This is a genomic window from Bradyrhizobium sp. USDA 241 (genome assembly GCF_049739505.1).
Lineage (GTDB): Bacteria > Pseudomonadota > Alphaproteobacteria > Rhizobiales > Xanthobacteraceae > Bradyrhizobium > Bradyrhizobium liaoningense.
In genome coordinates this window covers 1,979,980-1,994,722 of record NZ_JBMGPZ010000005.1, presented here as the reverse complement: position 1 = coordinate 1,994,722, position 14,743 = coordinate 1,979,980, and the positions used below count along the sequence as shown (strand labels likewise).

The following is a 14,743-nucleotide window of genomic DNA, read 5'->3' as shown; positions in this document are numbered from 1 at the left end:
TTGACAGTTCAAATACTGGCGTTGGAGAAAGGCCGCAGATCATTCCCGCGGCTTCTTAGTAAAGTCATCGCGGGCGCCGATGCGCCCGCAACTTGGTATCAAACGCGCCGACGCTTACGGGGACGGCAACCGTTGTGCGGAATCGTGGTCACGTCACGGATCGAGGTGACGGTGAAGCCCGCTGCCTGGAGCGCGCGGAGCGCCGACTCGCGGCCCGAACCGGGGCCGGCGACTTCGACTTCCAGCGTGCGCATGCCGTGCTCCTGCGCCTTCTTGGAGACGTCTTCGGCGGCCACCTGCGCGGCGTAGGGAGTCGACTTGCGCGAGCCCTTGAAACCCATCGTGCCGGCCGAGGACCAGGCAATCGTGTTGCCCTGCGCGTCGGTGATGGTGATGGTCGTGTTGTTGAACGACGAGTTCACATGCGCGACGCCGGAGGCGATGTTCTTGCGCTCACGACGACGAACGCGGGTGGCTTCCTTGCCCATTGAGTCCCTTTCCTGAAGATCTCAAACGCCGCCGTAATGCCAGCGGCTACACCAGTGGAAGCAAATAGTGAGTAGCGAATGGCGAATAGGGATGCTCCCTACCCGCCATTCGCCATTGCCTATTCGCGAGTTTACTTCTTCTTGCCGGCGATGGCCTTGGCCGGACCCTTGCGCGTGCGCGCATTGGTGTGAGTGCGCTGGCCGCGCACCGGCAGACCGCGACGATGACGCAGGCCGCGATAGCAGCCGAGGTCCATCAGACGCTTGATGTTGATACCGACCTCGCGACGAAGATCGCCCTCGACGAGATAGTCGCGGTCGATGACTTCGCGGATCTGGAGCACTTCGGCGTCGCTGAGCTGATTGACGCGACGATCCACGGGGATCTTCACCTTCTCCAGGATCTCACTGGCGATCTTCTGACCGATGCCATGGATGTACTGGAGCGCGATCAGCACGCGCTTGTTGGTGGGAATGTTCACGCCGGCAATACGGGCCACGGCCTTCTCTCCTGTCGCCGATCCTCGTCAGGATCGGGCTTTAAGTGCTTGTGTTCTCGGGCAGGTGTTCACAAACGCGAACACGACGCCCACCCCCGGTCTTCCTGGGGCCCGGCATCGTCTGAAACTATCCGACTTGGATGCGGGGCTTATTAGGGGATTCCGGGGGCTTTCGTCAACCGCTGCTAGCGCTTGGCTCGCTTTTTCGTGACCTTTTTTGCGGTCTTTTTGGCACCCTTTTTGACAGCCTTCCTGGCGGTCGCTTTTGCGGCCTTTTTGGCCGTTTTCTTGGTCGCGGCCTTGGTAGCAGACTTGGAACCCTTCACGGCTTTCTTGACCGCCTTTTTTGCGGTTTTGGCCGATTTGGCCGCCTTTTTGGCTGCCTTCGCCGGTTTTTTGGCCGATTTCTTCGCCACCTTGACCTTTTTGGCCGGCGCCGTCTTGGCCGCGCTTCTAGAGTGGTTTTTGGGCTCGACCGCGCCGAGCGCCAGAAGCTGACGGTGGATGGCGCGGGTGACCTCGTCGATGGCCATCATGCCGTCGATGGTCGAGAGCTTCCGACGCTCGGAATAGTAGTGAATCAGCGGCTCCGTCTGGCTGCGATAGCTGGCCAACCGCTTGGTCAGGACCTCGGGGGTGTCGTCGACCCGGACCTCCTCGCCGCGCTCGCGCATCTGTGCGACACGGGTCTCGACGCGGTTCAAGAGCGCGCTCTCGTTGACGCGGAGCTCGATCACGGCGTCGAGCTTGAGATGCTTCTGCTTGAGCAGCTCATCCAGCGCCTCGGCCTGCGGCACGGTGCGCGGGAAACCATCGAGGATGAAACCGTTCCTGGCGTCCGGCTGGTCGATCCGGTCGGAGATGATTCCGACCACGACCTCGTCCGGAACGAGGCCGCCACTGGCCATGATCTCCTTGGCCTTCAGCCCGACCGGCGTTCCGGCCGCAACCGCCGCGCGTAGCATCTCGCCGGTCGAGAGCTGGACGATGCCATAGCGCTGCACCAAGAGTTGCGCCTGGGTCCCCTTGCCCGACCCCGGCGGTCCCAGAAGTATAATTCTCATCGGCGTACGCCCCCCGGATTGGTGAGCGATACGTCGCGCACCTGTGCTTTGATATCAAGAGCGGTGCAAACCACAACCAGCGCAGCACCACCATTGACGACCATACTATAAGGCAGACCGATCCCGTAAAGGTCGAACACCTCCGGAATCAACTGCAACGCAGTCAGGTAGACGGCTCCGATGACTGTCGTCAATGACACGACGCGATCGAGATAGGCGGCGGTCGCCTCGCCGGGCGCGACACCGGAAATGATGCCGTCACGTTGCGCCAGGGATTTGGCCGTGTATTCGGGATCGATGACGTAAGCGGTGTAGACGAAGGCCAGCACGAACACCGCGACGGATACGAGGATGAGGTGCGCCGGCTGCCCCAGCTGAAGATGGCGATAGGCCGCGGCGACCAAGGGGTGATCGGCGCCCATGACGAGGCCCGCAAGGGCAAGCGGGAGAAAGAAGATCCATGGCGCCATGGTGACCGGAATCAGCCCCGTGGGTCGGTCAAAATCCCCCGGGTATGGTCACTTGAAACTCCCCCACCTGATGATCGCCGTCAGCGCCGCTGAACAGCAGTAGCCGGTCAGGCAGGACGTTTATGTTCGACCCCTTTAGCCAGCAAGGGGCCGGGGAGTTGAACGTCTTGAAGCGACATCTGCAAAGCACCGTACTTACATTACTTGATCGCAACACCAGCCAGCGCGAGATTCACCGGCTGACGGGTGTCGATCGCAAGACGATCCGGCGTTATCAGGCGCTGCGGGCCGGTGCGGAGGCAAATTCCCCCGGGGAAGTGACCACCGGCTCGGTGAGCGCGGACGGCCAAATTCCTCCACCCCGACCACCGGCTTTTGGGACATCGGAAGCGACGGTCACCAGCAGCCTGGCCCGTTCGGCTTGCGAAGCGCATCGGACGTGGATCGAAGAACAGGTCCGGCTGAAGCGGAACGCGCAGGCGATTTACCAGGACCTGGTTGATCAATTTGGCTTTCCGTCCAGCTACCAGAGTGTCAAGCGGTTTGTGCGCCGGTTGCGGCACGCTGATCCTGAGCAGTTTGATCGTCTTGAGTTCCTCCCCGGCGAGGAAGCTCAGGTCGACTATGGCGAGGGCGCGCCGACGGTTGATCCGAAGAGCGGGCGGTACCGTCGTCCCCGCCTGTTCGTGATGACGCTACGCTACTCGCGGCGCAGCTTCCGGCGGGTAGTCTGGAAGTCCAGCCAACAAGTCTGGGCGCAGCTCCACGAAGAGGCGTTCCGGTATTTTGGCGGGGTCCCCAGCTATGTCGTGCTCGACAACCTGAAGGAAGGCGTCCTCAAGCCGGATTTGTACGAGCCCCAGCTCAACCCGATTTACAGCGCGATGCTGGCTCATTACGCCGTGGTCGCCGATCCCGCGCGCGTGGCCGATCCAAATCGGAAACCCCGTGGGTCGGTCAAAATCCCCCGGGTATGGTCACTTGAAACTCCCCCACCTGATGATCGCCGTCAGCGCCGCTGAACAGCAGTAGCCGGTCAGGCAGGACGTTTATGTTCGACCCCTTTAGCCAGCAAGGGGCCGGGGAGTTGAACGTCTTGAAGCGACATCTGCAAAGCACCGTACTTACATTACTTGATCGCAACACCAGCCAGCGCGAGATTCACCGGCTGACGGGTGTCGATCGCAAGACGATCCGGCGTTATCAGGCGCTGCGGGCCGGTGCGGAGGCAAATTCCCCCGGGGAAGTGACCACCGGCTCGGTGAGCGCGGACGGCCAAATTCCTCCACCCCGACCACCGGCTTTTGGGACATCGGAAGCGACGGTCACCAGCAGCCTGGCCCGTTCGGCTTGCGAAGCGCATCGGACGTGGATCGAAGAACAGGTCCGGCTGAAGCGGAACGCGCAGGCGATTTACCAGGACCTGGTTGATCAATTTGGCTTTCCGTCCAGCTACCAGAGTGTCAAGCGGTTTGTGCGCCGGTTGCGGCACGCTGATCCTGAGCAGTTTGATCGTCTTGAGTTCCTCCCCGGCGAGGAAGCTCAGGTCGACTATGGCGAGGGCGCGCCGACGGTTGATCCGAAGAGCGGGCGGTACCGTCGTCCCCGCCTGTTCGTGATGACGCTACGCTACTCGCGGCGCAGCTTCCGGCGGGTAGTCTGGAAGTCCAGCCAACAAGTCTGGGCGCAGCTCCACGAAGAGGCGTTCCGGTATTTTGGCGGGGTCCCCAGCTATGTCGTGCTCGACAACCTGAAGGAAGGCGTCCTCAAGCCGGATTTGTACGAGCCCCAGCTCAACCCGATTTACAGCGCGATGCTGGCTCATTACGCCGTGGTCGCCGATCCCGCGCGCGTGGCCGATCCAAATCGGAAAGGATGCGTCGAGAATGCGATTCAACATACCCAGGGCACTGCGCTGGCCGGACGGCGCTTCGAGACGCTGGAGGCGCAAAACGAGTTCTTGAGGCACTGGGAGGAGAACTGGGCTTCCAAACGCATCCACGGCAGCACGCGCCGTCAGGTCGAGGCGATGTTCCAGGAAGAGAAGCCGCACCTGCGGCCGCTGCCTGTCGCTCCCTTCCGCATCTTCACCGAAGTCGTCCGGACTGTCTGCGACGACACCACCGTACGCGTCGACAACAGCTATTACGCCGCGCGGCCTGCGCGTTTCGCGGGATCGTGAGCGCGGATTTCAGGGGATCGTGAGCAGAGATTTCAGACGATCGTGAGCAACGATTTCGCGGGATCGTGAGCAAGGCTTTCGGAGCCTTGCAGCGCTTCGGCCGACAACTCAACCGGCTTAGGGATGACCTCGTGGTTAACGAGGAAGTCCAATGCCTACCCAGAGATTGTCGATGCGCCGGATCAAGGAAGTCCTTCGGTTAAAACATTTTCAAGGCCTGCCAGAGCGGGCCATCGCGCGGAGCGTGGGCGTCAGCAACGGCGTTGTGCACAGCTACCTGAGCCGCGCCCGCTCTGCTGGGTTGAGCTGGCCGCTTCCGGAGGGAATGACCGATGAAGACCTGGAGCTTTTGCTTTTCCCGGCCCCACGACCAGCGTCTCAGAGCCCGCAGCGGCCGGTGCCCGACTGGAGCTACATCGATAAAGAGCTCCGCCGGCGCAACGTAACCCGTCGCCTGCTCTGGGAGGAGTATCGCGCCGTTAATCCCGACGGTTTCGGGTACACGTGGTTCTGCACTACCTACGAGGCCTGGAAGGGGCGGGTCCGACCTTCGATGCGGCAGATTCATCTGGGCGGCGAGAAGGTGTTCGTGGATTTCGCCGGCGACACCATCGACATCGTCGATCCCCTGACCGGGGAAGTGCAGCCGATGAAGCTGTTCGTCGCGGCGATGGGCGCTTCGAACTACACCTACGCCGAGGCCTGCCCCAGCGAGAGCTTGGCCGACTGGATCCGGGCCCACGTCAACTTGTTCACGTTTTTGAGCGGAACGCCGACGTTCGTGGTCTGCGACAACCTCAAAGCCGCCGTCAGCAACCCCGACCGCTACGATCCCGGCCTCAATCGCACTTATGCCGAGATGGCGAGCCATTACGGCACGGCCATTCTCGCCGCACGGCCGCGGCGCCCAAAAGACAAGGCGAAGGTCGAGGTCGCGGTGCAAATCGCCCAGCGCTGGATTCTGGCCCGGCTGCGCAATCAGCGCTTCTTTTCCCGGGCCGAGCTCAACGCCGCCATCAAGACACTCGTCGACGAACTCAATGCTCGTCAAATGCGTGGCTTCGGCTCAAGCCGCGCCGAACTGTTTGCCGAACTCGACAAACCCAAGCTAACCCCGCTGCCAGATCAGCCTTATGCCTTCGCACGCTGGAAGCGCTGCCGCCTCGCTCCCGATTATCATGTCGAGGTCGACGGCCATTGGTACTCCGCGCCGTATCGTCTGATTGGCGAGCTGGTCGATGCCCGTATCGACGATCGGACGGTCGAGATCTTCCACAAGGGCCAGCGGATCGCCAGCCATGCCCGCGCGCCCAACCGACGCGGACACACCACCATCGCCGACCACATGCCCAGCGCCCATCGCCGCTACGGCAAATGGACCCCCGCCGCGGTGATCGCCGCCGGCGAGCGGATCGGTCCTTCGACAGCAGCGTTTTTCCAGGCCGTGATCGACGCCCGCCCCCATCCAGAACAAGGCTTTCGAACCTGCCTTGGCATTCTGGCGCTCGTCAAAAGCTACGGCGCCGAACGCCTCGACGCAGCCTGCCGGAGGGGCATCCTCATCAAGGCGCGCTCCGTCGCCTCGATTAGATCGATCCTCCAGAACGGCCTCGATCGCACGTTCTTCGACGAATCTTTCGAGCACCAGCCCCTGCGCCACGGCAACATCCGCGGACGCGACTACTTCCACTGAAGCAAGGAGAGACCCGGCATGCTTAACCACCCAACCCACGAACGGCTGATCGAGCTTGGCCTGACCGGAATGGCCAAGGCCTTCGAGGAGCAGCGCCGATCGCCCGATCTCGAAGCCCTGCCGTTCGAAGATCGCATCGGCCTGTTGGTCGACCGCGAAGCCGCCGAACGCGACACCAGGCGGCTCACCACGCGCCTCAAGATCGCCGCACTGCGCCAGACTGCTTGCGTCGAGGACGTCCCCGCGGGTCACTTCAAATTCCTCCGGGTGTGGTCAGTCAAATTCCTCCACCCGCGAGGCAGGACAAGGGACTGTTAGTTTGAGTTTGTTTCCCGGGCAAGAGCTTCAGCGGCTTCTTTGAGCCGATAGCTGCGTCCGTCGAACTCAAGCAGATGGCAATGATGCATAAGGCGATCGAGGATCGTCGTGCTCATAGTGTTGTCCCCAAGGTATGCCCCCAATCCTGCACGACGCGATTGGAGGTGACGATGACGCTGCGGCGCAGTTTGTAACGCTGATGGATCAGGGTCTGCAGCAAAGTGCCGGCGTCGTCGGGGATGGCGCGTGCGAGGAATAGATCGTCCAGCACGAGGAGATCGCAGTCGATGATGGTTCGCAGCCGGACCTCGCGTTGTGCCGGAGAGTTCAGGGCGTAGCGGTGGAAGAAGTCGTCGGTCTCAAGATACTGGACCTTGTGGCTTTGCAGGATCGCCTGATAGGCAATCGCCTTGGCGATGTGCGACTTCCCGGTGCCAGGTTTGCCAACAAGCAGAGCGTTCTCGCCAGCGGCAATGAACGCCAGGGTGTGGAGCTGGAAGCAGGTCTGACGTGGCAGTTTGGGATTGAAGGACCAGTCGAACTCGGCGAGCGTCAGCTTTTCGTCGAGCCCGGATTGCTGGTATCGCCGCTCGATAAGACGGGACTGACGACGGTCCAGTTCATCCTGCAGGATAAGGGAGAAGGTCTCGAGGAAGGGCTGGTTGGCGCCCTGCGCCTGGAGCACGCGCGTCTGCAGCGTGTCGCGGACACCCGACAGGCGCAGCTGTCGTAGGCAACGCTCAATTTCCGGCATGGTCATCATGTGGCTAGGTCTCCAGTTTAAGGTGAGAAGGTGCAGCGGGAGCGCTCGTGGCGCCGGAGTTGGCCGGGGTTGCGCAGGGGACACGAGCGCGGATTGCCGTGGCGTGATCGTCGTGAGCCTCGGCCTGCCGACCATTGTCGTCGGCGTCGCGCCGCACAGCGCGGCTGAAGAGGTCGCCGTATTCCGCGGGGGTACGGATCAGCGGATGATCCTGGGTGAGCGGCGATGCCGGCTGTGGCGTCACTCCAACCTGCTCGATCGCCTGTTCGAACAACCGCTCGACGGTCGCACGCACGTGCTTGTAGCGGTAGATGCGGTTGTCGATGGCGTGCGCGCAGGCCTGCTCGACCAGCCGCGCCGGATACTTCCGGCCCAGCCCGACAATGCCCCACATCGCGCGCTGTCCGGGGCGCCCTTCGGTGTCGAACACCTGCTGGCACAAGGCCCTGGTCTGCGGTCCGATGCGCTCGGCGCTCGCCAGCAGCACGGCGGTTTGCCGCGACGGGTTGAACGGCCGTTCGCTGGTCGGCAGGACGACAGAACCGGGGTGCGCCATCCGGGAATGAACACGCAGCAGCGCACGGGTGTGGCGATCACGGATCTCGATCGTGGTGGTGTAGATGCGCACGACGACCTGGCTGCCGATCGGCGCGGGCCGCGCGGCGTAATAGCTGTTGTCGACGCGTACGGTGGTGTCGTCGCAGACAGTCCGGACGACTTCGGTGAAGATGCGGAAGGGAGCGACAGGCAGCGGCCGCAGGTGCGGCTTCTCTTCCTGGAACATCGCCTCGACCTGACGGCGCGTGCTGCCGTGGATGCGTTTGGAAGCCCAGTTCTCCTCCCAGTGCCTCAAGAACTCGTTTTGCGCCTCCAGCGTCTCGAAGCGCCGTCCGGCCAGCGCAGTGCCCTGGGTATGTTGAATCGCATTCTCGACGCATCCTTTCCGATTTGGATCGGCCACGCGCGCGGGATCGGCGACCACGGCGTAATGAGCCAGCATCGCGCTGTAAATCGGGTTGAGCTGGGGCTCGTACAAATCCGGCTTGAGGACGCCTTCCTTCAGGTTGTCGAGCACGACATAGCTGGGGACCCCGCCAAAATACCGGAACGCCTCTTCGTGGAGCTGCGCCCAGACTTGTTGGCTGGACTTCCAGACTACCCGCCGGAAGCTGCGCCGCGAGTAGCGTAGCGTCATCACGAACAGGCGGGGACGACGGTACCGCCCGCTCTTCGGATCAACCGTCGGCGCGCCCTCGCCATAGTCGACCTGAGCTTCCTCGCCGGGGAGGAACTCAAGACGATCAAACTGCTCAGGATCAGCGTGCCGCAACCGGCGCACAAACCGCTTGACACTCTGGTAGCTGGACGGAAAGCCAAATTGATCAACCAGGTCCTGGTAAATCGCCTGCGCGTTCCGCTTCAGCCGGACCTGTTCTTCGATCCACGTCCGATGCGCTTCGCAAGCCGAACGGGCCAGGCTGCTGGTGACCGTCGCTTCCGATGTCCCAAAAGCCGGTGGTCGGGGTGGAGGAATTTGGCCGTCCGCGCTCACCGAGCCGGTGGTCACTTCCCCGGGGGAATTTGCCTCCGCACCGGCCCGCAGCGCCTGATAACGCCGGATCGTCTTGCGATCGACACCCGTCAGCCGGTGAATCTCGCGCTGGCTGGTGTTGCGATCAAGTAATGTAAGTACGGTGCTTTGCAGATGTCGCTTCAAGACGTTCAACTCCCCGGCCCCTTGCTGGCTAAAGGGGTCGAACATAAACGTCCTGCCTGACCGGCTACTGCTGTTCAGCGGCGCTGACGGCGATCATCAGGTGGGGGAGTTTCAAGTGACCATACCCGGGGGATTTTGACCGACCCACGGGGGCATCGGCCGCCGGGCATCCGGACACGAAAGGAGTCCCTCATGAAACGAGCATTGATGATCATGGCGGCAGCGGCGCTTGCCTCAGCGCTGGCGGTCGGAACGGCCGAGGCACATGGCGGCGGTGGTGGTGGCCACGGCGGCGGTGGCTTCGGTGGCGGACATATGGGCTTTGGCGGCGCGCATTTCGGTGGCATGGGACATGCCGGCGGATTCGGCGGCGGAGCCCGATTGGGCGGCGAGCACCTCGGCTTCGGCGATCACGTCGCAACCCGCGGCCTCCGGCAGCACGCGTTTCACCGTTTTGACCGCTTCCGGTCCGGATATGGATTCTACGGCTATCCGGATTGCTACGACTGGTATGAGCTGCATCCGGGCCAACCCTTGCCGCTGAGCTGCAGCTAGACTAGCTCCGCGCGCACCGCGCCGACAGGTCCGGACCACGCAAGCTCGCGGCCCGGATCGCTCGAACTGTGCGCGCGAAGACCACACAGCAGCCTACGGGTGGAGCCACTCCTCGGCATGCCTGCGCAGTGGTCGGACGGCAGATGCCGTGCCCATCGCGGTCAAGCCGCTCCTGCGACCTTCTTCAGGTGCATCGCTGCGAAATCGAGATACCAATCCAGACAGCCGGGATTGGCCATCGCCTCCCTGTTGATGACCTTCTCCACGGACTGGCCGAGCAGCAGCTTCTTGATCGGCAGCTCCTGCTTCTTGCCGGACAGCGTCCGCGGAATCTCGGCGACGGCGAAAATCTCGTTCGGCAGAAAGCGCCGTGACAGGCTAGACTCGATCGCCTTGTTGATCTTCGCCTGCATCGCCGCATCGAGCGCAATGCCGTCGCGCAACACGACGAACAGCGGCATGTAGCTGTCGCGGCCGAGATATTCGAGATCCACGACGAGGGAGTCGAGCACCTCGGGCAGCGACTCGATCGCGGAATAAAGCTCGCTCGTACCCATGCGCAGGCCGTGCCGGTTGATGGTGGCATCACTGCGGCCATAGATGATACAGGAGCCATCCGGATTGACCTTGAGCCAGTCGCCGTGCCGCCACGCCGGACCGCGCCCGCTACCGTCGAGATCGTCCGGATAGATTTCGAAATAGCTCGCGCGATAGCGCACTCCACCCTCGTCGTTCCAAAAATAGAGCGGCATCGACGGCATCGGCTCAGTACAGACGAGCTCGCCGACCTCGTCGATGACGGCCTGCCCCTGTTCGTTGAAAGCTTCCACGGCCGCGCCCAGCAGCCGGCACTGCATGGCGCCCGGCGTCTGCGGCAGCTCGCGGTTGCCGCCGATGAAGGCGCCAGCGAAATCGGTCCCGCCAGAAATGTTCGCCCACCAGATGTCGGCCTGCGCCTTGCTGCCGTTCGTCTTCGACAACGCAGCGAAGCGCGCGTTGAACCAGGCTTGCGTGTCGGCGCTGAGGGGCGAGCCGGTCGAGCCGAGGCAACGCAGCTGCGAAAGATCGCCAGCGGCAGCAAGGTCGATCTCGGCCTTGGCGCAGTTCGCGAAGAACGCCGCGCCTGCCCCGAAGAAAGTCGACTTCGATTGCGCGACGAAGCGCCACAGCGTGGTCCAGTCCGGCTTGTCCTTCGCGCCGGCCGGGCTGCCGTCGAAGATGCAGCATGTGGTCCCGCTGAGCAGGCCGCCGACCTGGCTGTTCCACATGATCCAGCCGGTCGAGCTGTACCAGTGATAGCGCTCGCCGAAGGAATTCTGGTGATAGGAACAGCCGATGTCGTTGTGCAGCCCCAGAAGCGCGAGCGCCACGACGACGATGGCGCCATGGCCGTGTACGATCGGCTTCGGCAGGCCGGTCGTGCCGCTGGAATAGACGATCCAAAGCGGATGATCGAACGGCAGCCAGATCGGCTCGAAGGCATCGATTGCCGCGCCCGTTCTGGCGAGAATGTCGGAGAGCAGCGCGTCCGGTGCCGCAGCTGCGCCGGCTTCGCTGTGCAGGATGACGTGCTCGACGGTCGGCAGGGACCGCCTGAGCTCGCCGACGACGTCGCGACGGTCATGCCGCCGGCCGGCATAAGTGACGGCGTCGCAGGCGATCAGCACCTTCGGTTCGATCTGCTTGAAGCGGTCGATCACCGCAGGCGCCGCCATGTCGGGCGCGCAGACGCTCCAGATTGCACCGATGCTGGCTGTCGCCAGGAACGCAACGATGGTCTCGGGGATGTTCGGCAGATAGGCCGCGACGCGGTCGCCGGGGCGCACGCCCTTGTCCTTCAGATCGAGCGCGAGCGCCGCTGCCTTGCGCCGCAGCTCCGGCCAGCTCGTCTCCGTGAGACTGCCGTCCTCACCGCCGCTGACGATGGCGGGCAGCCCGGCTGCGTCTGCCGCCGCGACATGCCGGAACACCTGCCTGGCGTAATTCACCTGCGCGCCGGGAAACCACACCGCACTCGGCATTTTGCGCTCGGTGATCACGGCGGCAAACGGCGTCGGCGATTGCAGATCGTAATAGTCCCAAACGCTGCGCCAGAACCCGTCGAGATCGCGCACCGACCATTGCCGCATCTCTTCGTAGCTCGAGAAGACAAGGCCGCGCGTATCCCCGAGCCATTGACGATACATGGCCAGTTGAGGAACGTAGGGAGCTGCCATCATCAAATTCCGAAGGTTCATGGATTGCGAGAGCTGCAGCCGAACTCGGGACGTGTGCGCGGTTGCACCCGTTGAACGGTCCGTCTCACAAAGTTCAAACCTCGAGCCACTCCTGGCGAACCGCCGCGTTCGCCCTGAGTTGGTCTGGCGTGCCTTCAAAAACCACGCGACCGTGTCCCATGATGTAGACGCGCTTCGAGATGCGCATCGCGATCGATAGCTTCTGCTCGACGAGCAGGATCGCGACCCCGGCTTGCGCGATGCGGACGATGAGATCTCCCACCTGTTGCACGATCAGCGGCGCGAGACCCTCCGTCGGCTCGTCGATCATGATGAGATCAGGATCGCCCATCAACGTGCGGCACGTCGTCAACATCTGCTTCTCGCCGCCGGAGAGGACCCCAGCAGGCGCGTCGGCGCGCGCGGCGAGATTGGGAAACATGTCGAGCATGTCCTGCAGCCGCCATTTGCCCGGCCGTCGCGTGTCCTTGATGCCGAGCAGAAGATTCTGTCGCACCGTCAAGCTCGGAAAGATATCGCGATGTTCGGGAACGTAGCCGAGCCCGAGGCGTGCGATCTTGTAGCTCGGCAGGCCCGCAATGTCCTTGCCCTTGAAGCGGATCGTGCCCTGCGGAACGACCTCGCCCATGATCGCCTTGACCGTGGTCGAACGCCCGACACCGTTGCGGCCGAGCAGGCTCACCACTTCGCCGGCAGCGACATCGAGGTCAACGCCCTGGAGAATGTGGCTCTTGCCGTAATAGGCGTGGAGGCTCCTGACTTCGAGCATCAGTGTGCCTCCTCGCCAAGATAGGCTTCCCTGACCTTCGGATCGCGCCGGATCTCCTCGGGAGTGCCGGAGGCGATGATATGACCGTAAACCAGCACCGAGATGCGGTCGGCAAGGCCAAACACGACGCTCATGTCGTGTTCGACGATGACCAGCGTTCGCCCTTCGGTCAAGCGCCGGATCAACGACACCGCGCGCTCCGTCTCGGCGTGGCTCATTCCAGCGGTCGGCTCATCGAGCATGACGACGGTAGCGCCCCCTGCGATCGTGATGCCGATCTCCAGCTCGCGCTGCTCGGCATATGTCAACAGGCCGGCCGGGACGTCGCGGCGGTGCGTGAGGTGAATGTCCTCGAGAATCCGCGCCGTCCGCTCGCGCACCTCAGGCAGGCTGTCCACGTTCTTCCAGAACGCGTAGCGATGCCCGGTCGCCCACAGCACCGCGCAGCGGACGTTTTCCCAGACCGTCATGCGGGCGAACACGTTGGTGACCTGGAACGAGCGCGACAGCCCCCGCCGGTTGATCTCGAACGGCTGCAGGCCGGAGATCACGTCGCCATTGAGCCGAACCTCGCCCGAAGTCGGCTTGATATGCCCACTGATCAGATTGAACGTCGTCGACTTCCCCGCGCCGTTCGGACCGATGATGGCGTGCCGTTCGCCCTGCGCGATGCTGAGGTTCAGGTCGCGAATGATGCCAACGTTGCCGAAGCGCTTCTCGACGGCGCGGACTTCGATGGCTGCAGTCATGCCAGATACCCCCGATCGCGCGCGACCATGGCCGCCCGATCCCATGCTTCGCCAATCCGCCGCCACGTCAATCGCGCGATGACGAAACCACCGGCCACGAGAACCGCTGCGGCAATCCAGGTGGCTGGCGACTTGGGATTGAAGGCAACGCCGAACAGGTTGATCCCCGCCGGAATGACGCGCAATCGTCTCGATCACCAGAATGACACCGCAACCGAGCGCCACGGTCGGCACGATCGCGACGATATAGGACGGAATCACCGTCCATAACGTTCCCGCGCGAAGGAGCGGCCGGTGCATCATCACGAGCCCGGCGATGCCGCCGGGCGAGAACATCACGATGCCGATGAAGATGATGCCGAAATAGAGCTGCCAGACGCTGGTGACGCTGGTCAGCCCGAGCTGCAGATACGTCACCAGGATCGCGCCGAGAATGGGCCCGAAGAAATAGGCGGTACCGCCGATGAAGGTTGCGAACAGCACCAGGCCGGACTGGATCGCGCCGAGATAGGCCGAGTTCGCGATCTCGAAGCTGATCGCGGCAAGCCCCCCGGCGATGCCGGCGAAGAATCCTGCAAAGCAATAGGCGAGATAACGGACCACGTGAGGATCGTAGCCGATGAACTGGACGCGCTCGGGATTGTCACGGACGGCATTGCTGATCCGCCCCAGCGGGGTTCGGGTCAGCGCGTACATCGCGATCGCCGCGACCACTAGCCAGAACGCGATCAGATAATAGACCTGGATCTGCGGCCCGAAGGTCCAGCCGAACATGCGCGGCAGCGCTGTGCGGTCCGTCGTGATGCCGGCTTCGCCGCCGAAGACCGACCGGAGGATCAGAGACGAAGACGCCACCAGCTCGCCGATGCCCAGCGAGATCATGGCGAACACGGTGCCGGCACGCTTGGTCATGAGCCAGCCGACGAGGATGGCGAACCCGAGGCCACCGAGGCCGCCGAACAATGGGACGAACGGAAGCGGGATCGGCCAGCCGTGGGAGACGATCGCGTTCATCACATGGCAGGCCGTGAAGCCGCCGAGACCGTAGTGCACGGCATGGCCGAACGACAACAATCCGGTCTGTCCAAGCAGGATGTTGTAAGAGAGCGCGAACACGATCGCGATCCCGATCAGGCTGAAGGACGTGAGGGAGCCGCCGGACGAGAACACCAGCGGCAGCACGATGAGGGCGACCACGCCGGCCAGCCAGACACCGTAGAAGCGCAGGTTCTCGCCGG

At 63.2% G+C, this 14,743-nt stretch carries 10 protein-coding genes and 5 pseudogenes; 4 read left to right on the top strand and 11 right to left on the bottom strand.

Annotation, left to right across the window (positions count from 1 at the left end; translation table 11 throughout):
- Positions 1-98: 98 nt before the first annotated feature.
- From rpsK to ABIF91_RS31305, 4 genes are all read right to left on the bottom strand, one after another.
- A complete protein-coding gene (rpsK, locus tag ABIF91_RS31320) occupies positions 99-488 on the bottom strand; it encodes a 30S ribosomal protein S11 (RefSeq protein ID WP_007603045.1) in 390 nt (129 codons plus the stop codon).
- A gap of 131 nt (positions 489-619) precedes the next feature.
- Positions 620-988, bottom strand: coding sequence for a 30S ribosomal protein S13 (rpsM, locus tag ABIF91_RS31315; RefSeq protein WP_028137012.1), 369 nt, complete (start codon positions 986-988; stop codon positions 620-622).
- Between the two features lie 185 nt (positions 989-1,173).
- The gene (locus ABIF91_RS31310; RefSeq protein WP_028180710.1) at positions 1,174-2,052 is read right to left on the bottom strand and encodes an adenylate kinase; all 879 of its coding nucleotides are present in this window, start codon (positions 2,050-2,052) and stop codon (positions 1,174-1,176) included.
- A complete protein-coding gene (locus ABIF91_RS31305; protein ID WP_283805412.1) occupies positions 2,049-2,534 on the bottom strand; it encodes a hypothetical protein in 486 nt (161 codons plus the stop codon). Before ABIF91_RS31305 ends, ABIF91_RS31310 begins: the two co-directional genes overlap by 4 nt.
- A gap of 110 nt (positions 2,535-2,644) precedes the next feature.
- Here ABIF91_RS31305 and istA (ABIF91_RS31300) point away from each other — a divergent pair.
- The 4 genes and pseudogenes from istA (ABIF91_RS31300) to istB (ABIF91_RS31285) form a co-directional block, all read left to right on the top strand.
- Positions 2,645-3,466, top strand: a pseudogene (gene istA / locus ABIF91_RS31300) (IS21-like element IS1631 family transposase); the annotation flags it as partial.
- A gap of 107 nt (positions 3,467-3,573) precedes the next feature.
- Positions 3,574-4,686, top strand: a pseudogene (gene istA / locus ABIF91_RS31295) (IS21-like element IS1631 family transposase); the annotation flags it as partial.
- A gap of 169 nt (positions 4,687-4,855) precedes the next feature.
- Positions 4,856-6,397: an IS21-like element ISFK1 family transposase gene (gene istA, locus ABIF91_RS31290; protein WP_060907903.1), complete on the top strand. Its 1,542-nt coding sequence runs from the start codon at positions 4,856-4,858 to the stop codon at positions 6,395-6,397.
- A gap of 18 nt (positions 6,398-6,415) precedes the next feature.
- Positions 6,416-6,637, top strand: a pseudogene (gene istB, locus ABIF91_RS31285) (IS21-like element ISFK1 family helper ATPase IstB); the annotation flags it as partial.
- Positions 6,638-6,711: 74 nt separating this feature from the next.
- On the opposite strand, the pseudogene istB (ABIF91_RS31280) reads toward istB (ABIF91_RS31285), so the two are convergent.
- The 7 genes and pseudogenes from istB (ABIF91_RS31280) to ABIF91_RS31250 form a co-directional block, all read right to left on the bottom strand.
- Positions 6,712-7,478: pseudogene (istB, locus tag ABIF91_RS31280) on the bottom strand (IS21-like element IS1631 family helper ATPase IstB).
- 4 nt (positions 7,479-7,482) lie between these two features.
- Complete coding sequence (gene istA / locus ABIF91_RS31275; RefSeq protein WP_424578737.1) at positions 7,483-9,240, bottom strand: IS21-like element IS1631 family transposase; 1,758 nt, start codon at positions 9,238-9,240, stop codon at positions 7,483-7,485.
- 189 nt (positions 9,241-9,429) lie between these two features.
- Positions 9,430-9,645, bottom strand: a complete 216-nt coding sequence (locus tag ABIF91_RS31270) for a hypothetical protein (RefSeq protein ID WP_028181859.1) — start codon at positions 9,643-9,645, stop codon at positions 9,430-9,432.
- Positions 9,646-9,911: 266 nt separating this feature from the next.
- Positions 9,912-11,966, bottom strand: coding sequence for an acetoacetate--CoA ligase (locus ABIF91_RS31265; protein ID WP_028181858.1), 2,055 nt, complete (start codon positions 11,964-11,966; stop codon positions 9,912-9,914).
- Between the two features lie 94 nt (positions 11,967-12,060).
- Positions 12,061-12,756 (bottom strand): ABC transporter ATP-binding protein, encoded by a 696-nt coding sequence (locus tag ABIF91_RS31260; RefSeq protein ID WP_028181857.1) that lies wholly within the window; start codon positions 12,754-12,756, stop codon positions 12,061-12,063.
- The gene (locus ABIF91_RS31255; protein WP_028181856.1) at positions 12,756-13,505 is read right to left on the bottom strand and encodes an ABC transporter ATP-binding protein; all 750 of its coding nucleotides are present in this window, start codon (positions 13,503-13,505) and stop codon (positions 12,756-12,758) included. Before ABIF91_RS31255 ends, ABIF91_RS31260 begins: the two co-directional genes overlap by 1 nt.
- Positions 13,502-14,732, bottom strand: a pseudogene (locus tag ABIF91_RS31250) (branched-chain amino acid ABC transporter permease). Before ABIF91_RS31250 ends, ABIF91_RS31255 begins: the two are co-directional and overlap by 4 nt.
- Between the last annotated feature and the right edge of the window lie 11 nt (positions 14,733-14,743).